17 protein-coding genes are annotated in these 19,688 nt (G+C 66.9%); 12 read left to right on the top strand and 5 right to left on the bottom strand.

Features of this window, described 5'->3' with window-relative positions; translation table 11 throughout:
* Positions 1 to 21: 21 nt before the first annotated feature.
* From EEB18_RS05975 to EEB18_RS05960, 4 genes are all read right to left on the bottom strand, one after another.
* The gene (locus EEB18_RS05975; RefSeq protein ID WP_262408140.1) at positions 22 to 1,941 is read right to left on the bottom strand and encodes a ShlB/FhaC/HecB family hemolysin secretion/activation protein; all 1,920 of its coding nucleotides are present in this window, start codon (positions 1,939 to 1,941) and stop codon (positions 22 to 24) included.
* Positions 1,942 to 2,028: 87 nt separating this feature from the next.
* Positions 2,029 to 2,787 carry a hypothetical protein gene (locus EEB18_RS05970; RefSeq protein ID WP_056343214.1) on the bottom strand — a complete coding sequence of 253 codons (759 nt, stop codon included), beginning with the start codon at positions 2,785 to 2,787 and terminating at the stop codon, positions 2,029 to 2,031.
* Positions 2,774 to 4,864 (bottom strand): adenylate/guanylate cyclase domain-containing protein, encoded by a 2,091-nt coding sequence (locus EEB18_RS05965; RefSeq protein ID WP_187141881.1) that lies wholly within the window; start codon positions 4,862 to 4,864, stop codon positions 2,774 to 2,776. The genes EEB18_RS05970 and EEB18_RS05965 overlap by 14 nt, the downstream gene beginning before the upstream one ends.
* A 4-nt stretch (positions 4,865 to 4,868) precedes the next feature.
* Entirely contained in the window at positions 4,869 to 7,967 is a 3,099-nt protein-coding gene (locus tag EEB18_RS05960; RefSeq protein ID WP_187141880.1) for a CHAT domain-containing protein, read from the bottom strand.
* 213 nt (positions 7,968 to 8,180) lie between these two features.
* On the opposite strand from EEB18_RS05960, the gene EEB18_RS05955 reads away from it, so the two are divergent.
* The 3 genes from EEB18_RS05955 to grxD are packed head-to-tail and all read left to right on the top strand — an operon-like array spanning position 8,181 to position 9,128.
* Entirely contained in the window at positions 8,181 to 8,504 is a 324-nt protein-coding gene (locus EEB18_RS05955; protein WP_056343429.1) for a DUF1476 domain-containing protein, read from the top strand.
* Positions 8,505 to 8,514: 10 nt separating this feature from the next.
* Entirely contained in the window at positions 8,515 to 8,748 is a 234-nt protein-coding gene (locus EEB18_RS05950; protein WP_056343204.1) for a BolA/IbaG family iron-sulfur metabolism protein, read from the top strand.
* A gap of 50 nt (positions 8,749 to 8,798) precedes the next feature.
* Positions 8,799 to 9,128, top strand: coding sequence for a Grx4 family monothiol glutaredoxin (gene grxD / locus EEB18_RS05945; protein ID WP_056343201.1), 330 nt, complete (start codon positions 8,799 to 8,801; stop codon positions 9,126 to 9,128).
* A 161-nt stretch (positions 9,129 to 9,289) separates the two neighbouring features.
* On the opposite strand, the gene EEB18_RS05940 is transcribed toward grxD, so the two are convergent.
* Positions 9,290 to 9,685 carry a group III truncated hemoglobin gene (locus EEB18_RS05940; RefSeq protein ID WP_187141879.1) on the bottom strand — a complete coding sequence of 132 codons (396 nt, stop codon included), beginning with the start codon at positions 9,683 to 9,685 and terminating at the stop codon, positions 9,290 to 9,292.
* Between the two features lie 670 nt (positions 9,686 to 10,355).
* Between EEB18_RS05940 and EEB18_RS05935 the strand changes: the two genes are divergently transcribed.
* The 9 genes from EEB18_RS05935 to EEB18_RS05895 all read left to right on the top strand — a co-directional run bounded on the left by EEB18_RS05935 (position 10,356) and on the right by EEB18_RS05895 (position 19,679).
* Positions 10,356 to 10,724, top strand: coding sequence for a BlaI/MecI/CopY family transcriptional regulator (locus tag EEB18_RS05935; RefSeq protein ID WP_187141878.1), 369 nt, complete (start codon positions 10,356 to 10,358; stop codon positions 10,722 to 10,724).
* Complete coding sequence (locus tag EEB18_RS05930) at positions 10,721 to 12,451, top strand: M56 family metallopeptidase (protein WP_187669086.1); 1,731 nt, start codon at positions 10,721 to 10,723, stop codon at positions 12,449 to 12,451. The genes EEB18_RS05935 and EEB18_RS05930 overlap by 4 nt, the downstream gene beginning before the upstream one ends.
* Before the next feature lie 557 nt (positions 12,452 to 13,008).
* A complete protein-coding gene (locus tag EEB18_RS05925; protein ID WP_187141641.1) occupies positions 13,009 to 13,929 on the top strand; it encodes an MBL fold metallo-hydrolase in 921 nt (306 codons plus the stop codon).
* On the top strand, positions 13,926 to 14,540 hold the full coding sequence (locus EEB18_RS05920; protein ID WP_187141640.1) for a DUF4230 domain-containing protein: 615 nt from the start codon (positions 13,926 to 13,928) through the stop codon (positions 14,538 to 14,540). The genes EEB18_RS05925 and EEB18_RS05920 overlap by 4 nt, the downstream gene beginning before the upstream one ends.
* Positions 14,541 to 14,606: 66 nt before the next feature.
* Positions 14,607 to 15,320 carry an adenylate cyclase gene (locus tag EEB18_RS05915; RefSeq protein WP_187141639.1) on the top strand — a complete coding sequence of 238 codons (714 nt, stop codon included), beginning with the start codon at positions 14,607 to 14,609 and terminating at the stop codon, positions 15,318 to 15,320.
* Between the two features lie 71 nt (positions 15,321 to 15,391).
* Positions 15,392 to 16,381 carry a quinolinate synthase NadA gene (nadA, locus tag EEB18_RS05910; RefSeq protein WP_187141638.1) on the top strand — a complete coding sequence of 330 codons (990 nt, stop codon included), beginning with the start codon at positions 15,392 to 15,394 and terminating at the stop codon, positions 16,379 to 16,381.
* A gap of 1,167 nt (positions 16,382 to 17,548) precedes the next feature.
* The gene (locus EEB18_RS05905; protein ID WP_056343173.1) at positions 17,549 to 17,812 is read left to right on the top strand and encodes a GlsB/YeaQ/YmgE family stress response membrane protein; all 264 of its coding nucleotides are present in this window, start codon (positions 17,549 to 17,551) and stop codon (positions 17,810 to 17,812) included.
* Between the two features lie 120 nt (positions 17,813 to 17,932).
* Positions 17,933 to 18,202: a GlsB/YeaQ/YmgE family stress response membrane protein gene (locus EEB18_RS05900; protein WP_056343170.1), complete on the top strand. Its 270-nt coding sequence runs from the start codon at positions 17,933 to 17,935 to the stop codon at positions 18,200 to 18,202.
* A gap of 304 nt (positions 18,203 to 18,506) precedes the next feature.
* On the top strand, positions 18,507 to 19,679 hold the full coding sequence (locus tag EEB18_RS05895; RefSeq protein WP_187141648.1) for an efflux RND transporter periplasmic adaptor subunit: 1,173 nt from the start codon (positions 18,507 to 18,509) through the stop codon (positions 19,677 to 19,679).
* Positions 19,680 to 19,688 lie beyond the last annotated feature (9 nt).

Here is a 19,688-nt window from a genome sequence, read left to right as displayed (position 1 = left end):
GTCCTCGATGAAAAACTCATGTCAGCGCGCCTTCACGCCGAACTGGGTGGTGAAATTGAGCAGGAAGCGGGGTTCGGGTTTTTGGGCCAGGAAGCCCGCGCGGTTGAGCGGCACCGCGACGGTCAGGTCGAGCCGTCCGACATCGCCATAGGCAAGGCGGATGCCGCCGCCGGCCGAATAGAGTTTCTGCGGATTGAGTCCGGCAAAGGCGAGGTCCTTGTTCCAGACCCAGGCGGCGTCGAAAAAGACGAAGGGCTGGAGCGCGCCGCTTTCGGTGTTCGCAGGGACGAGGCTGCCGTAGCGCGCCTCCACCGACACCGCGACGCCGCTGTCGCCGATCACCGTGCCGGGGTCGAAGCCGCGTCCGACGGTGAAGTTGCCGCCCGAAAACTCCTCATAGGCGAGCAGCGGGTCGCTCGCCCATTGCGCGCGGGGCGCCGCCGACAGGGTGAAATTCTTGACTGGCCGCCATTCGGCGAGCGCGTTGGCGCGGACAAGGAAGGCGTCGGGCTTGCCCTCGATGCGGGTCAGCGGGATCGCGCCGGGGACAAAACAGGCGGCGCCGGTGGGGCCGCAATCGTCGCTCGCGCCGAGGAAATTGACGCCCTGCCGCGCCTCGAGCGAGGCGCCGAGATACCAGCGCGGTTCGGCGGGGCTGAACCCGCTGCGCCCGCCGATCGATGCCGGGTCGGTCCAGCTGCCATCGGCGCGCAGGTTGAAGACGCGCAGCCGGTCGCGGTTGAGCGGCACGCCGCCCAGCCCGATGTCCTGCTCGATCAGGTCGAACCCGCCGCCGACGGTCAGCCGGTTCGCCTGCGTCAGCACCAGCGGATAGGATGCGAACAGGCTGATGATCTGGGTTTCGGACTTGATCGGCAGCGTCGCGACGCTCGGCCGCGTCCAGGCATAGGTGTAGCTGGCGCCGAATTTCAGCCCCTCGTCGCCGACGCGGAATTCATGCGCGACCTGTGCGACATTCTGCTCGTCGAGATCGGGAGTCGTATAGAAGCTGACCGTGGTCATGTCGCCCATGCCGGTCAGGCCAAAGACGCGCGCGCGGGCGATGCCGCCCCAGCGACCGACGTCCTTCGACCCGAAATTCTGGACATTGAAGTCGAGGATCGCGGCGGTGCGGTCGACCGTCACCTCGCCGACCACTTCGCCCGGCGCGGCGCCGGGGCGCAGGGTCAGCCGCGCCGACAGGCCCGGAATGTCGCGCGCGAGCAGCAGATAGCGCTCGGCATCGGCGATGTTGAAGACAGGCTGATCCTGAAGATGCGACAGATAGCGCTGGAGCAGTCCTTCATTGGCGCCGGCGTCGCCGCGCACCTCGATCCGGCTCATCCGCGCGGCGAGAATGTCGAGCTTGACGATGCCGTCGTCGATCGTCTGGGGCGGGACGCGGACGGCCGCCAGATAGCCTTTCGCGCGCAGCATCGTCGCGGCGCGGTCGCGAATGTCGCAGACCACCGAGATCGGCAGGTCCTGACCGACGCGGTCGGACCAGGTCGACGCGAGCGTCGCCGGGTCGATGCCCTCGACGCTGGAGAATTGGACGTCGCGCAGCGTGACGCGGATATTGGCGAATTCGGGGTTGGCGAGCGGGCAGGGTGCGCGTTCGATGGCATCGTCGGCGGTGACGACCTGTTCGTTCGCCTGCGGAACCGGCGGCGGCGCCGGGCGCTGGATTTCCTCGCGGGTCGGGATTTGCGGGGTCGCGACCTGCGCGTGCCCGACGACGGGCAAGGCCGCGACGATCAGGCCCGATCCGGCGACGAAGCGCCGGAAGGCCCGTCGCCGCGTTTCGGCTTCGCGCGATTGCCCCTGATAGCCGCTGCCGATCATCTCCACCCCTTGCGTTCGACGGCGCGCGGCGTCGCCGCCGCACGTCCAATTCATCATGCCCAGCCCGGTGACGGGCTGCGCGAATTTTCGACCCAAGGAAAGGACTTGCCGCTCGTACGGCAGCTTTTCATCCCATTGTTATCAGATGGATCGGGCGGGTTCAATCATTCCCGCCCGTTTCCGTCAACCGCCCGTCGCTTCCGATTCGGCCATCGCGTCGACCAGCCTGTCGAGCTGCGGCGTGCAGCCCTTGCCGAGCAGCATTTCGCCGGCGGCGTCGGGGGTTTCGGGCATCGCCGCGAGCGCGGCGAAGCGGACCGTCACCGGCGCGGCGAGCCCGCCGCCCGAGAGGCGATAGTCGACGTCATATTGCACGGGCAGGCTGTCGGTCGGCCATTTGCGGAATTGCGCGCCGCTGACGATCGCCACCGTCTCGCTCTTGTCGCCGCTGGCGATGGTCAGCGCAGTGTCGCTCGTCATGTCGGGGCGCCACAGCATCAGCGTCGCCGGATCGGCGACGCAGAAGGTGCCGCCGGCGCGATAATCGAGCAGCCACAAATTGGGCGCGCGGTTCTCGGCGCTCATTTCCTCCGGCCCGCGCGACGCCCCGCCGCGCGTCGCCATCGGCCGCTTGGCCATCATGCGGGTGACGGTGGTGCCCATCGACTGGCTGGCGACGACGGTGGCGCCGGCGGTGAAGGTGCCCGCGCCGGTCAGCGTCTTGGTCTTGCCGCCCTGGATCAGCACGACCTTGTCGCCCGCGACGAGCGTCACGCGGTCGCTGTTCTTGAGCTTGGTGCCCGCCGGATATTTGGAGGCCGACGGCCCGGTCGAGCGGACGACCATCGATTGCGCCGCGGCGGTGCCGGTGACGGCGATCGCGACGAGCGCGGCGGCGGCGGTCAATCCCAGCCGGCGCGTGCGGATCTCAGGACAGGACATAGCTTTCTCCACTTTCGGTCTCGTTCAGTCGTTCTATCAAGAACAGGATGGATGTATCGTGACTGAATTCGGCGCCCACCGCTGTGGCGCAGGTCACATAAAGATTTTTATCGCCCGCCGCGTGCGCCGCAACCATTTCGGCGATGCGCGCGCGCTGGTCGGCGCTGAGGTCGGGACGCGGGGTGAAGGTGTCGACCGGTTGCGCGCGGCCGCGCAGCGTCACCCGGCCCATCGGCACCAGATCGTCGCGCTTCGCGCGCGCCTCGGCTTCGGCCGAGATCAGGACGCCGGTCTTCAGGCTCTTGTTCGCGGCTTCGAGCCGCGACGCGGTGTTCATGCTGTCGCCGAGCGCGGTGTACTGGATGCGGCCCTCGCCGCCGAAATTGCCGACGATCGCGTCGCCGACATGCAGCCCGACGCGCGTCATGCCGAGCGGCGGCACATCCTCGGCGGCGAGGTCGACGCGGAATTTCTCGCCCGCCTCGTACATCGCGATCGCCGCGGCGGCGGCTTGCGGTCCGTCGTCGGGGCGGCTCAATGGCGCGCCCCAGAAGGCGACGACCGCGTCGCCGACGAATTTGTCGATCGTGCCGCCGTGGCTCAGCACGACGTCGGACAGGCGGTCGAGATAGGCGTTGAGCAGGCGCGCGACGGTTTCCGGCGTCGTCGCGTGGCTGAGCTTGGTAAAGCCCTCGAGGTCGGTGAAGACGCAGAAGATGTTGCGCCGCTCACCGTGCAGCGACAGCTGTTCGGGGTCGCGCATGATCTGTTCGGCGACGTCGGCGGGCAGATATTTGCCGAGCGCCGATTGCGCGAAGGCGCGCTGGCGCGAGCCGACGGCGCGCGCCGCCGAGCCGACCGCGACGAAGCCGAACAGCCAGCCGAGCGCCTGCCCGAAGGCGGGCAGGCCGGTGGTGTCGACCCCGATTTTTTGCAGCCAGAAGGGATAGGCGAGGAAAAACAGCATCTGGGCGATGAAGATCAGCACCACCCAGCGCGCCTTGAGGTCGATCAGGCTGGTGAGCCCGCCCGCGATCACGACGAGCAGCGCGAGCGCCCACAGGCCCCAGCCCGGAACCGGGTTCGACCATGCGCCGTCGAGTTGCTGCGCCAGCATATGCGCGTGCACCTCCAGCCCGATCATCTGCTCGCGTTCGCCCGTTTGCAGGTCGGGCAGGCGCGACAGCGGGGTGGTGAACAGGTCGTTGTCGACGATGTCGCCGCCGATCAGCACATAACGGCCGCGCACCAGTTCGGCGAAACCGGCGCGCGTCTCGTCGTCCATCGGGATGGCGAAGCTGTCGATCGGGATATTGGCGAAGACCGGCTCTTCCTGCTCCGCATCGGCGCGGGCGGGCAAGCGGAAGCGGATATTGCCCTGATAGTCGGCATGCGCCTTGTCGACCGGCGCCAGCGCATTGGCCATCAGCGGCGGCAACCCCTTGGGCCGGTCGGGCCAGTTGCGCATCACCCCGTCCTCGTCGGTGCGGAAGCGCACGCTGGTCGGGTGGGTCCTGGCGGTGGTCACATCGGCCAGAAACGCGTCGAGGAATTGCTGTTGCTGATATTGGATGGTGGTCGGGTTGTCCGATTGCGAGAGATAGGCGAGCCAGGTGGGCGTCTTCATCGCGCGCAATTGCGCTTTCAGCGCGTCGTCGTCGGGGCGCGGTGAGTCGTACAGGATATCGATGCCGATAGCCTTAGCGCCCATCGCGTCGATGTTGGCGAGCGCCGTCGTCAGCAGGGTGCGGTCGAGCGGCGAGCGGATCCCGGTGTTGAACAGCGTCTCGTCATTATAGGTGATCATGACGATGCGCGGGTCTTGCCCCACATGCTGCGCCGTCAGCGAGGCGCGGCTGTCGTAGAGCGCGCGTTCGGCGTCGCCGGCGAGCGGCAATTGCCAGCTCATCCGCGCGACGAATATCGCGACGACCAGGAAGATCAGCGTCGTCGCCAGTCGCGCCGGTCCAAGCTGGGTGAACAGCCGCCGCACCTGTTTGCGCAGCGGGATGGCTGCGCGCTTTTCGGCCGCGGCTTCGGGCGCCGCCTCTGGTTCGGTCGTCGGGGTTTCGGTCATCGGATCAGCGGGCGGCGCGGCCGGCGGCCTCTCCGGTCTGCGGTGCCGCTGCGGTCGCGGTGCCGCCGTGGAGGAGCGCCTGGCCGCCGTCGCCGATGATCGCGAAGCCCGCCCAATAATAAGGATGCGAGGTCTGTTTTTCGTCCATCAGCAGCGTCTGCGTTGCCCACAGGGCGTCGCCGACGCTCTCACCCTGCCGTGCCGCGAACAATCCGCCGATCAACCGCTTGGTCGCGTCGAAATCGTCGGGGGCGGGCCAGTGGCTCGCGATCACCGATCGGCCGCCAGCGCCGATGAAGGCGCGGACCAGCCCGTCGAGCGCATTGCCGCCGCCGCTCGCGACGCCGGCCTCGCGCGTCGCGCTGACCGAGGCGGCGCCCGCGGTGTCGCAGGCGGACAGGATCACCAGGTCGGCGTTGATCTTGAGGTCGTAAATTTCCTGGAAGGTCAGCAGGCCGTCCGAATCGCTGTCGCCGAACGAGGTGACGAGCGCCGGCCGCGCCGGGCACGATGGCCGCGGCGCGGTGACGAGGCCGTGGGTCGCGAAATGGATGATGCGATAGTCGTTGAGGTCCGCCCGCGCCTTGACCGCCGTATCGGTGAAGGCGCCGCCGGTCAGCAGCGCCGCCGCCCGGTCGCCCATCGCGACGCGCGCCGTGTTCAGTTCGTCGGCCGAGATCGGGCGGTTCCACTGCGAGGGCGCCCATTGGCAATTGTCGTCGACCCCGCCGGCGGCGCCGCGCGACCCGAGCGAGGGCAGGGCGGGCCCCACCGGCAGATTCTGCCCGAGCCCGAAATATTGGTGCGTCGCATTCGACGGTGCCGCCTGGCGCGCGTTGCGGAACGCGAGCGCCGACACCGCGGTGCTCGGCCGCGTCGTCCGCCCGAGCCAGGCAATCCGGCGCATGTCGAACGCGTCGGCCCCCGGATCGAGCAGGCGCTGCTCATAATCGGCGAGCCCGGTATCGGCGGTGATCAGCAGGTTGATCGGCAGCCGCAGCATCGCGCCATCGGGTTCGAAGATCAGGTTGGCGATCGTCGGCAGCCGGTCGGCGACCGGGCCGAACAACTGGGTGTAAAGGCTGCGCGCGGTCGCGGCGTCGAAGGGATAGGTGACGCGGCGGCCATTTTCGACGATCGAGATCGTCGAGCGGACGCTGTCGACCGCATTCTCGAGCTGCGTCGTGCTGATGTCCGAGCGCCACAGCTGCGCGCCCTTGGTGTCGATCAGCATCGCATAAACGGCATCGCCGACGACGAGCATCTTGAGATAGCCCTCGTCGGGACGCAGCACCGCTTGCAGTTCGGCAAGGTCGAGCTTGCCCGGCGCGACGACGCGATATTGCGGATAGGCCGACAGCGCGGCGACGGTTTCGGCCTGCTGGAAGCCAAGATTGTCGAGCCGCGTCTTGAGATCGGCACGCAGCGCGTTGATTTCGGGCGTTTCCACCATTTGCGCGAGCCGCGCATCCTCGATCCGGGCGCGTTCGATGTCGCGGTTCAGCGTCGTCGCCTGACGGAACAGCCGCGATCCTTCGGCGCTGCCGCTCGACAATTCGCGCGCCAGCACTGCCTGGGTATCGGCGACGCCGGGGCGGACCTGCAACTGGCTGGCGACGAAGAAGTCGCCGACCGCGGCGGGGTCGCTCGCGGCCTTGGCAGCGAGCAGCCGGTAGTAGGGCGCCATCATGTTCGCCATGCCCGAGGTCGAGCGCTGCGAACTCGCGAGCGCGCCGACGACGTCGTGATAGATCGTCATCGCCTCACCATCGCGGCCCTGGCGGGTCAGGAAGGCCGCATAGCGCGCGCGAGCCGAGGCGAGCGCGTTGGTTTCGGGATATTCGACCGCGAGCGCGTTGATCGATTCCAGGAAGCGCGCATCGGCGGCGTCCTTGTCGCCCGCGGCCTCTTCGGCGAGCGCGAGTTCGCCGAGCATTTGCGAGCGCAGCCGCACGATCGAGGTCACGCGGCCTTCGCGGACCGCCATCGCGTCGGCCAGCCCCTTGAGCTGCGCCGCTTTCGCCGCCGCCGGATTGCCGCGCAGCCGCTCGACGGTGCCGAGCAGGTGGACCGCCTGCGCGTCGATGATCTGCGCGCGTTCGAGCGGGGTCAGCCGCTCATTGTCCGAACTTTGGCGGATCGCGCGCGAATTGCTGCCGCTGTTGACCCCGGCGACGATCTCGGGGGTCAGCGTCACGGCGTCGCCCGCCACGGTGACCGCGCTGGCCAGCGGCGGGATCGGCGTGTTGAGCAGGTCGGCGGCGCCGGCATAATCGCGCTGGTTGAGCGCGTGGATCGCGCGGAAATTGCGGCGGAGGCGCAATTGCACCGCATCGGTGGTCGGGATCGCCTCGACCTCGCCGAACAGCCGCTCGGCCTCGGCGAATTCGCCGAGGTTCGATTTCTGCAGCGCGCGGTTGAGGGTGAATTCGGTCGGGTCGATGTCGGCGGCGGCCTGTTCCTCGAGCGCGCGACGCGACAGCGCTTCGAAAAATTCGGCGGCCTCGGCATAATCGCCGCTGTGGTTGCGGCGATAACCCTCGGCGAGCGCGCGATCGACGTCGATCGTCCCTGCGAGCGTGCGGGCAAAGCCGTCGTTGCCGCCGATCGAGGTGGTCGCGACATTGATCGTGCCGGAGGCGACCTTGCGCTGGCGGATCGATTCGAGCGCGAGGTTCAGCGCGTCCTTATAGGCGGTAAAGCCCTCGACTGCGTAGCTGGTGTTGCCCTCGCCCTCGATGCGCGTGGTCCATTGGACGTCGCTGTCCTTGACCATGCAGTTGTCCGTCGCTGTACAGGCGATCGTGCCGGCGCGCGCGCGATCGACGCGGGCCTGGGTTTCGGCCGGGGTCGCGCGCAGCATCCGGACATAGCCGACGGGCTGGCCGGCATCGCGGCAGACGATCATCCACGCGCGGTCGAACATGCCGGTGATCACCGAGTCGCGTACCGTCGACTGGACCTCGCACAGCGACCCGCCCTTGTCGCCGATCGCGAAGCTGTCGCGCAGCGTCGGATCGGACGCCTGCGCCGACGCCGTCCCGGGTGCGGCAAGCGCCAGCATTCCCAGAAACGAGACGAAAAACGGACGTCGAGCGGCCATGAACGTAATCCCCCAAACACAAACGCAAGGGCGCCGTGCCAGCCCGATGGCGGCAAGGCGCAGTCTTTGTTGCTGCGGTACGACCCATAACCGTTGGCGCGAACCCTAACCCCTTCGCATTCAAAAGGGAAGTGATCTGGCGCACAGGCGCCTTGCGTGCCTTGGCCGCCCGACCTATCTGCAAGCCGACAGGTTTCAAACCAAGAGGATATGATGAGCGCATTCGACGATCGCGAAAAAGCATTTGAGGCGCAGTTCGCCCGCGACCAGGAGGTGCAGTTCCGCATCACCGCACGCCGCAACCGGCTGGTCGGCGAATGGGCCGCCGAGCGTATGGGGCTGACCCCCGAGGAAACCGACGCCTATGCCAAGGCGGTGGTCCAGGCCGATTTCGAGGAAGCCGGCGACGAGGACGTGATCCGCAAGCTCGCGGGCGACCTGACCGCAGCGCAGGTCGAGATCAGCGACGCCGAAATCCGCGCAGCGCTGAACGACAAGGCGGTCGAAGCGCGCCGCCAATTCATGGACAAGCAGTAGGCGCCGCGCGATGGCGATGCGCGAATCCGATCTGCAGGCGATGATTGCCGCCGCTTTCCCCGGTGCGGAGGTGACGATCACCGACCTCGCCGGCGACGGCGACCATTATGCCGCGCATGTCGTCAGCGAGAGTTTTCGAGGGCTGACCCGCGTCGCGCAGCATAAGGCGGTGTACGCCGCACTCGGCGGACGCATGGGCGGTGAACTTCATGCCTTGCAATTGACCACCGGCGTTCCTTCATAGGAACCAGATGATTTTCGGGCGCGACATCGCGTCCAACCGGAGACTGCACCATGACCGAAGCCACCCATGATCGTATCGCCAAGCTGGTTGGCGACCATGCCGTCCTGCTCTTTATGAAGGGCACGCCCTTGTTCCCGCAATGCGGCTTTTCGTCGCGCGCGATCGCGATGCTCGACCGGCTCGGGGTCGAATATGACACCGTCGATGTGCTGCAGGACATGGAGATCCGTCAGGGCATCAAGGAGTTTTCCGACTGGCCGACGATCCCCCAGCTCTATGTGAAGGGCGAATTCGTCGGCGGCAGCGACATCATGATGGAAATGTGGGAGGCGGGCGAACTGCACACGCTGGTCGCCGACGTCCCGGCGCGCGCCGAATAAGGGAACATCGCCTTTCCGAACAAAAGGGCCCGCCGACGCTGGAGTGCGTCGGCGGGCCTTTTTGTGCCGGTACGCGGCTTCGGGACGCGTCGGGGGTCTCACAGGCCCGCGTCTCGGCGGAGGCGGTGCGCATAGGGGTTTTGTCCTGAACCAGATGAAGGTCAGCTGGCCCGGATGCCAGGATCTTCGAGGCGAAAGAAAAGCGCGAGTTGCAGGCTTTCGGCGATGCGGGCGGCCTTCGCCTGCAGTGCGGCAGCCGCCGCGGGCGCGAGCAGTTCGTCGGTGGTCGCGGTCCAGATCGCGAGCCAGCGGTCGAACATCGCGGGGGTGATGTGCGCCTTGTGCTTCAGGTGCGCGGCCATCGGGCTGCCCTTGTAGCGGCCGCTGGTCAGCATCACCGACGACCAGAAGGCGACCAGCCTTTCCAGATGGCCGGGCCAGTCGTGCACCGCGTCGTTGAACAGCGGGCCGATCTTCGTATCGGCGCGCACGCGGTCGTAGAAGGCGGGGATCAGGCGCTCGAGCGCGGTTTCGTCGATCTGCTCGTCCTGTTCCACGACTCGCTCCGAACATGCATATGACGCGCATCTATTCGCGGAACTTAAAACATGCAACAAAAATACATATTATGACGAAGGCCGGGTTTTCGGAGGATTTGCGGCAGCGGCTTGATCGCGCGCATTTCGCGGCGCTGTTTGGCGTGCCGCAGCGTCAAGGGGCTGAAAGTGCGTCCGGGGGGCGGGGCTTTCGGCCGCTCCGCCCCCCGTCGCGTCGGGGGTAAGTGGGGATGTCCTGAGTGGGGGCAGGGGACATCAGGGACCAGACTGATGTCCCCCACCGCTCCTTTGAGCGGAACACTCGGGAACATCCGATACCATACAAGGCGCGTGCCAGTTTGGCGACATCGCGGTTTTCGGGGGAGATGCTGGTTAGCAATTCCTTACCGGGCATCGGGGGTGTCAAAAATCCCGACAGGTCGGTCCTCCCTGTGGCGAAGCCATGGGGAGGGGGACCGCTCGCGAAGCGAGTGGTGGAGGGGCCGCGGCCTTGTGCTGCCGCTCGACGGCGTCGGCCCCTCCGTCAGCGCTGCGCGCTGCCACTTCGCCATGCCTTCAGCCCAGCGACGATCGTGCCCTCAGCGCCGTTCAGCTTCATTCATCATCGGTTCAGCCTATTGACTACATCTGTAGTCGTATCGCAGATGAGGCCGAAGGGAGGGGTTCCACGATGGCAGAACGCGCCAGCGAATCCGAAATGCAGATCTTGTCGGCGCTGTGGGACGAATCCCCGCAGAGCGCGACCGATCTTGCCGAGAATGTCGGGGCCGCCAACGGTTGGACGCTCGCGACGGTCAAGACGCTCGTCGCACGCCTCGTCCAGAAGGGCGCGGTGACCGCCGAGGCCGAGGGTCGCCGCTTTCTCTACAGCCCCGCGGTCGAGCGCGCCGATGCGGTGGGCGATGAATCGCAGCGCTTCGTCGATCGCCTGTTCGGCGGCCGGGTCAGCCCGCTGATCGCCCATCTCGCCGAGCGCGAAGCGCTGTCGGATACCGACATCGCCGAGATCGAGGCGCTGCTCAGGAGGCTCAAGTCATGAGCGCCGATATGGTCTTCCAGGCCTGGGGCGACACGCTGGTCACGACCGCCGTGCTCGTCCTGATGATCCTGCTGATCCGTAAGCCCTTCGCGCGCCATTTCGGCCCGGGGCTCACCTATGCGCTGTGGGCGGTGCCCGCGCTGCGCCTGTTGCTGCCGCCGCTGCCCTTCGCGCAGCCCGAGGTCGTCCCCGCCATCGCGGCGGCGATCCCTTCGGCGGCCGAACCCGTTACCGAACTGATCATGCTCGCCCCGACCGATACGGTCGCGGCGGCGCCGACGGTGCAGGCGGCTCCGCTGCTGACCATGGCCGACGTGCTGCCGGTTCTTTTCACCGCCTGGGCGGCGGGCATGGTTGCGGTGCTGATCGCGGCCATGGTGTCGCACCGTCGCTTCCGCCGTCAGGTGCTGACCGGCGCGGTGGTGCTCGAACCGATCGGGACGATCCGGCTGGTGATGACCGACGCGGTCGACGGGCCCGTCGCCTTCGGCCTGTGGCGCCGCTATGTCGCGGTGCCGCAGGACTTCTTCGCGCGCTATGTGATCGAGGAACGCGCGCTCGCGATCGACCATGAACTGGCGCATCACCGGCACGGCGATCTGTGGGCGAATGCCGCCGCGCTGCTGCTGCTGTCGGTGCAATGGTTCAACCCCTTCGCCTGGCGCGCGCTCCGCGCCTTTCGTTTCGACCAGGAGGCGGCGTGCGACGCGCGGGTCCTCGCGCTGACCGACAGCGCGCCGCGCAATGTTCGCACCGCGCGCTATGCGACGGCCATTGCCAAGGCGGCTGTCGGCTCGCGGCTGTCGCTCGCAGCGCCGATGGCGGTGCATGACAATTTGCAGGAGAGACTGACGATGCTGATGCAGCAGGATATTTCGAAGAAGCGCGGCCTCGTCGGACGGCTGCTCGTCGGCGGCGCGACGCTCGCGGTGCTCGCGACGACCGCGACGCTGGTCCCGGCCGGGATCGCGAGTGCGCAAAGCGACCTCGCCGCGCCGCCCGCACCCCCGCCGCCGCCCGGGGCTCCCGGCGCGCCGCTGCCGCCCGAAGCGCCCGAGGCCCCCGAGGCCATCGCCGGCACCCCGCGCGTGATGATCTTCACCAGCGAAGAGCATGGTGAGGGCGATGCGACCGCCAGGGACGGCACGAAGCGCGAGGTGCATCGCATCGTGATCCGCAACGGCGAGGTCAAGGACGGCGAGGGCAAAGCCATGGTCTTCGCGCCCGGCGACGCCAGGGCGAAGCGGTTCGAACTGCGCATGCCCGGCGCGCTGTCGCGCGACGACATCCTCGCGACGCTGAAGGAACAGGGCGTCACCGGCGCGCAGGCCGAGGCGATCGCCGACAAGCTGGAGGCGAAGCGCAAGCATCAGTTCGCGCTTGCCCCCATCCCGCCGATGCCGCCCATGCCCCCGATGCCGCCGATGGCTCCCGGTGCCTGGCAGTCGTTCGACGGCAAGAGTTTCTCGGCGATCAACTGCGGCGAGGGCCAGAAGTCGACGCCGCTGGTGAGCCGCGACGACAAGGACGGCAGGAAGCACAGCCGCGTCGTGATGGTCCGCTGTGGCGGCGGCATGGACAGGACGGCCCAATTGTCGGCGCTCAAAAAGGCGCGCGACCAGTTCGCCGAGGGCGAAGCGGGCCGGCGCATGTCCGACGAGATTCGCGCCAAGGTCGCCGCCGACCTCGACCGCGCGATCGCCGACCTCGAAAAACCGGTCGACTGACAGTTTCAGCTTTGACGCGGGTGCCTTCTCCCCGGTGGGCATCTGCGGCAGGGGCGGGGAAAGGGAGCGGGCGACCGCTCCCTTTTTCTTTGCAGGGGTGCGATTTCCGCTTTGGGGCGGGAAGTGGACGTTGCCGCTCCTCCCTGTCGCGCAGCGATGGGGAGGTGGCAGCGCGAAGCGCTGACGGAGGGGCCGACGCCGTCAAAGGCTGGCGCAAGGCCGCAGCCCCTCCACCACCGCTGCGCGGCGGTCCCCCTCCCCACGGCTGCGCCGCAGGGAGGATTTAGGGCCGCAATCGCTCGAAAACCGCGATCCCCAAAATCGGGCTTTCCTAATTTGCCCCGCCATGATCTACCCTTGCGGATGAGCCAGCCGACCGCTCCGGTGCCTTCTCGGAAAAACAAGCTCGCCGCCTCGCCCGTCGCATCGCTTAAAGCCACAAAGGACTCATTTGTTGGCGCGTCATGCGGGGCTTTTGTGCCCTTAAGGCGCTCGCTCGTCCGAATTTCTTCGCCGATCCCCTTTTGCTCCGCCGCCCGCAATGCCACATGCACCCCATGAGCGACGAAAAGCCTTGGCCCGACTCTATCCACGCCGGCGATTGCGAGCAGCATGAGCCGCTCGTGCGCCGCGTTCTCGCGCCGAACCCTTCGCCCTATACCTTCACCGGCACCCAGACGTGGATCGTCGGGGCGAGCAGCGACGTTGCGGTGATCGACCCAGGCCCGACGGGCAGCGGTTTCAGCGTCGGCGACCCTGCCGATGCCAATGGGGTTGGCCATGTCGACGCGATCCTGCGCGCGGTTGGCGATGCGCGCGTCGCGGCGATCCTCTGTACCCACACCCACCGCGACCACAGCCCCGCCGCCGCTCCGCTCCGCGAGGCGACCGGCGCGCCAATCATCGGCTGCGCTCCGCTGGTGATCAGCGACAGCGGCCCGCGCGCCGATTCGGCCTTCGATCCCGATTATGCCCCTGATCGCGTCCTCCTCGACGGCGAGCGGATTTCGGGCAACGGCTGGACGATCGAGGCGGTGGCGACCCCCGGTCATACCTCGAACCATCTCTGCTTCGCGCTGCTCGAAAGCGGTGCCTTGTTCACCGGCGATCATGTGATGGCCTGGTCGACCAGCGTTGTCAGCCCGCCCGACGGCGATATGGCCGCCTATATGGCCAGCCTGTCGAAACTCTATGAGCGCGAAGACCGCGTCTATTATCCCGCGCACGGCCCCGCAGTGACCAAGCCCCGGCAGTTGGTGCGCGGCATGCTGGGCCACCGTAAACAGCGCGAGCGCCAGATTTTGAAGGAACTCGAACGCGGCACGACCATTATCCCCGAGATGGTGTCGCATATGTACAAGGGTCTCGACCCGCGCCTGACCGGTGCTGCCGGGCGGTCGGTGCTCGCGCACCTGCTCGATCTCGAGCAGCGCGGCCGCGTAGCGCGCGAAGCCGACGCATGGCGGCTGGTCGCATGAGCCGCTCGCTCTTCCGCATCCTGATCCTTGTCGTGCTCGCTGTTGGGGTTTTCCTCGGCTGGCGCGCCTGGCAGGACTGGCAGCGCGGTTATGAGCCCGAGACCGTGGTGGCCGCGAGTCTGCAGGGCCTGCAGGAACAGAATATCCTCGTACCCTTCACCGCGCGTTATGTCGCGGTGGTGACCTCGACGCAGAGCCGGCTCGGGCTGAGCGCCAAGAAGACGCTGATCATGCCGGGCACGGTGCGGTACGAACTCGACCTCGCGAAGCTCAAGCAATCCGACCTCGACTGGAATGCCGAGGCGGGCACGCTGACCGTGACGCTGCCGCCGTTGCGGCTCGCCGGACCCGAGATCGACATCGACGCGATCAGTGAGTTTCGCGACGGCGCGATCCTGCTGACGCTGACCGATGCCGAAAAGACGCTCGACGACGCGAACCGCAAGGCGGCGCAGGACGAACTGATCAAGCAGGCCAGGGCCACGACCCCCATGCGCCTGGCGCAGGGTGCGGCGCGCACCGCCATCGAGCAGAGCTTTGCCATGCCGCTGAAGGCGGCGGGTATCGACGCCAAGGTGACCGCGCGCTTCGCCGGGGACACGGCCGACTGAATCGGCCTTTGCGCGCGGCCTTCGCTGCGCTAGTCCTGCCGTGCAACCAACCTGGGGGGGTATGGCATGGCGACGGCGGCGGCGGGGGTGATTCCCGCGGAGCGTTTCTGGCAGCGGATGGCGATCGGCCTCGCGGTCTTCATTATCTTCGGCTTTGCGCAATTCGCCTTGCGCGGGTTCGTCGACCCCGTGGCCGCGCCCTTCTGGGTGCATCTCCACGGGATCGCGATGCTCGCCTGGCTCGGCCTGCTGATCGTCCAGCCGACGCTGGTGTCGCGGGCCGAGCTGCCATTGCACCGGCGGCTCGGTTGTATCGGCGGCGGGCTTGCGCTCGTCATCACCGGGCTGGGGATTTTCACCGGTCTGGCGTCGCTTGTGCTGAACCGCTTTCCGCCCTTTTTCTCGCCGCCCTATTTCCTCGCGTTGACGACGGTCGAGGCGCTGGTCTTTGGCGCGATGGTCTGGTGGGCGGTGCGCCGGCGGCACGCGACGCAATGGCACCGACGGCTGATGATCGGCGCGACGATCGTCATACTCGAACCCGCGCTCGGGCGCATCCTGCCGATGCCGTTGATGATCGGCTGGTCCGATATCCCGATCGGCCTGATCCAGCTCGCCGTCGTCGGCATCATCGCGCTGCACGACCGCCGCACCTTCGGGCGGGTTCATCCGGCGACCAAGGCCATCTTCCTCATTGTCATCGCGGTGCGCGCCACCATCTATCTCCTGTCGCTGGCGCCGCCGGTGATCGCGCTGGCGGCGCGGCTGACCGGCGGCTGACGCGGCGAATTGCCCCGCTGGCGGGGGACGTGTAGAGGGGCGGGAAATTCCTGCTCTGACAAGGAAGTAAGATGACTGCTCCGATCCGTGAAAACCTCTCCGGCCTCGACCTGCGGGCCGAAATCGACCGGCTCCGCAAGGAACGCAACGCCGTTATCCTTGCGCATTATTACCAGAAGCCCGAGATTCAGGATCTCGCCGATTTTGTCGGCGACAGCCTCGAACTGTCGCGCAAGGCCGCGGACACCGACGCCGACGTCATCGCCTTTTGCGGCGTCAAGTTCATGGCCGAGACCGCGAAGATCCTCAGCCCCGAAAAGATCGTCATCCTGCCCGACATGGATGCCGGGTGCAGCCTCGAGGACAGTTGCCCGCCCGAACAGTTCAAGCGCTTCCGCGAGAAGCATCCTGACCATATCGCGCTGACCTACATCAACTGCTCGGCGGCGGTGAAGGCGCTCAGCGACATCATCGTCACTTCGTCGAGCGCCGAGATGATCATCAGCCAGATCCCCGAGGACCAAAAGATCATCTTTGGTCCCGACCGGCATCTGGGTGGTTATCTCAACCGCAAGTTCGGACGCGACATGCTGCTGTGGCCGGGCGTGTGCATTGTCCATGAGGCGTTCAGCGAAACCGAGCTGCTCAAGCTCAAGGCACAGCACCCCGGCGCGCCGGTCGCCGCCCACCCCGAATGCCCGCCGCATATCGTCGACCATGCCGATTATGTCGGGTCGACCAGCGGCATCCTGCAATTCGCCAAGACCTTCCCGTCGGATACGCTCATCGTCGCGACCGAACCGCACATCATCCACCAGATGGAACTGGCGATCCCCGAAAAGACCTTCATCGGGGCGCCGGGGGCCGACGGCAACTGCAACTGCAACATCTGCCCGTACATGGCGCTCAACACGATGGAGAAGCTCTACATCGCGCTCCGCGACCTGCAGCCGCGGATCGAGATGGACGAGGAACTTCGCCTCGCCGCGCGCAAGAGCCTCGACCGGATGCTGGAGATGGCGTCGGGGACGGTGGGCAAGGGCGATTTGGGACGCGCCTGAGTCGCGTCTGAAAAACCGAGTCGCGGCGATGAGTCGCGGCCGGCTTTTCGAAAACCGAATCCGAAAATGCTGCACTCTTGTTACAAAAATGCTGCGGCGAATCCGCTAGTTGCTAATGCCGGACTTATCCACAGTCGCCGGCGCAATCGGGGGCGTTTCGCTGCAATTTTTGTTGGCGACCCCGCCGACTCATGTCAGCTTCCAACCATCGGACGACGGAGACGACGGACCGCCGGGACACGAAGGAAGGTTGCAAGACCGACCGGAAGGAAACGGACCGGAACGACGAGGAAGTGGACCGATACCCTGGTCACGGAACGCCGCGATTCCCACGAGTTGAGGCGGACCCGATCGGGACAGGAAATGCAGTCCATCGCTTGGGCAGCGATTGCTTCGGCAGACGCATAGAAGAGATGATGAAGGGCTTTCCAGGTGCGGCCGGCCCCCGAAAGGGGGCCGACCAAACCATCGCCGGATAGCTCCGGAACGCGCCGCAAGCGTCGTTTTGCGGGCCGCCGATCGCAAGAGAAGCGGACCGGGATGAAGGCAAGCGGGCAGCGACCGGAAGGATACCGGATAGTGGGGGTTGGCAGCGATGCCGGCCCCCATTTCGCGTGCGCGCGATGCGGGTGGGGCAGTGGCCTCGACTGATGCAGGGCAGGCAGTCGTTGGAACGTCGGCTTTCGGGCGCAAGCGGACGTAAATATCCTCCCTGTGGCGAAGCCATGGGGAGGGGGACCGTTCGCTAAGCGAATGGTGAAGGGGCCGAAAGGTTTCGCGACGCCTGACGGCGTCGGCCCCTCCGTCAGCGGCTTTGCCGCTGCCACCTCCCCATCGCTGCGCGACAGGGAGGATTTAAGGACCATCCGCGCCCCACCCCGAAACCGACCTGTCCGCAACCGCCGCCAAATATTTCGTGCGCCCTGTGACTTCTGTCACACCGCCGTCGCCCCCGCCTGCTTATCCCTCCGCTTGCGACCCGGAGAAGTTCCCAGATCGGAACGGATCCCACTTTCCCGGCCGCGTCCTTGCGGACCGGCCGGGAACCTTTTGCGCTCCCATCGCATTGTGCTGACATCGGCAAAACGAGGTTCGGACGCCATCAGGCGTTGCCGGAAGTCACCCGGTCTGCGTGCTCCGCAGGTCCGGCAATAAGGGAGTGTGTCTATGGGTATCATCATCACGCTGATCGTCGGCGGAATCATCGGCTGGCTAGCCAGCATCGTCATGCGCACCGACGCACAGCAGGGCATCATCCTGAATGTCGTCGTCGGTATCGTCGGCGCTTTTCTCGGCAATATATTGGGCGGCATGTTCGGCATGGGCGCCAGCCTCAGTACCTTCAGCCCGATCGGTCTGCTGTGGGCCTTTATCGGCGCGGTCGTGCTGCTCGGCCTGATCAACCTGGTGCGTCGCGGCAGCGTCCGCTGACACCCGTGGCGGCGGCGTTCGGCGTCGCCGCCATATCGCTAGGCGGTTGACGCGATTTGGTTTACCATCGCGTCTGCCCGGTAATATTCGGGCATCCAAAACGATCGTAGGGGGTCATATATGACTTGGATTATCGCAATTGTCATGGGCGGCGTCATCGGCTGGCTCGCGAGCATCGTGATGCGCACCGACGCGCAACAGGGCATTTTCCTCAATATCATCGTCGGCTGTCTCGGTTCGATCCTCGGCCGTTTCCTGTTCGGCCGCTTCCTCGGCGGCGGGCATTTGCGCGGCGACGCCTTCGATCCGATGACCTTGCTCACCGCTTTCATCGGCGCGGTGGTCTTGCTCGGGATCGTCAATCTCGTGCGGCGCGGCAAGGTCCGCTGATCCCGCTGACATAGACGGTCCTTTCCGGATCGATTTCCAAAAGGCGGTCGGCGCGAGTCGGCCGCCTTTTTTGGCGCCAGGCCACTGGAGTTCGGCCGCCGGGCCGATTATGAAGCGCTGCGCCGTGGGCAGCGGTGCGGTCGCGTTTCCCCCTTGTCAGGGGTGATTTAATTGGATAATACACCGCGAAGAATGGCCGAGGTTCCGGCGCCCCTTCGCGGGCACGGACGACGTGGCCCTCGCATGCCATGGTTGGGGCGGGACAGAGGAATTTGGCGTGAACTACGAGCGGAAAGTGGATGTGATGGACAGCCTCGCGGGCTATGATGACGAGGCCGGCAATCGTCGGCGCCGGATGCTGCTGATCGTCGCGATCGCGCTGATCCTCGCGGCACTCGCCGCGGCCTATTTCGCCTTTTCGGCGGGCAAGGGCGATGGCGCCGCCGCCGCCGGCGGGTCCGCCGGCGGACCATCGAGCGAAAGCATTCCGAACATCACCGTCGTGATCCCGGGCAAGCAATCGGTTCAGGCGCAGATCTCGGCCAACGGCACCATCGCGGCGCGCCGCGAAATGCCCGTCGGCGTTGCCGGCGAGGGTGGTCAGGTCGTCCGCGTGCTGGTCGAGCCGGGCCAGTGGGTCGGTGCGGGGCAGACGCTGGCGGTGATCGACCGCTCGGTCCAATCGCAGCAGGCCGCGGCGCTGTCCGCCTCGATCCGCGTGGCGCAGGCCGACGCCGATCTGGCGCAGGCCGAACTCACCCGTGCCGAGGCGCTGGTATCGCGCGGCTTCATCTCCAAGGCCGACATGGATCGCAAGCGCGCGACCCGCGATGCCGCCAATGCGCGCGTCCGCGTCGCGCAGGCGCAATATGCCGAAGCGCAGGCGCGCAACGGACGCCTTAACATCGTCGCGCCGGCGGCGGGCCTGGTGCTGACGCGTCAGGTCGAACCCGGGCAGATCGTCAGTTCGGGCAGTGGCGTGCTGTTCCGGATGGCGAAGGGCGGCGAGATGGAAATGATGGCGCAGCTGGCCGAAGCCGATCTGGCGCGCATTCCGGTCGGGACCCGCGCGACGGTAACACCGGTGGGTGCCGCGCAAGGCATTGCCGGCCAGGTCTGGCAGAAGTCGCCGGTCATCGATCCGCAGACCCGTCAGGGCATGGTGCGGATCGCGATCCCGTACAGCGCCGAACTGCGCCCCGGCGGCTTTGCCGATGCCAAGCTGGTCGCCGGTTCGGCCGAGGCGCCGTTGCTGCCCGAAAGTGCGGTCCAGAGCGGCCCCGAGGGCAGCTTCGTCCTGATCGTCGGCAACGACAACAAGGTCGAGCGCCGCGTGGTCAAGGTCGGCTCGGTCTCCGATGCCGGCGTCGCGATCGCCTCGGGCCTGACCGGCAACGAGCGCGTCGTCATGCTCGCCGGATCGTTCCTCAACGTCGGCGACACCATCAAGCCCGTCCTACAGAAGACGGCGCGTTAATCCTGGGCA

Source organism: Sphingopyxis sp. OPL5 (genome assembly GCF_003797775.2).
In the GTDB taxonomy this organism is placed as follows: Bacteria; Pseudomonadota; Alphaproteobacteria; order Sphingomonadales; family Sphingomonadaceae; genus Sphingopyxis.
The sequence above is the reverse complement of the archived record's forward strand: the minus strand, read 5'-3'. Positions and strand labels throughout refer to the sequence as shown.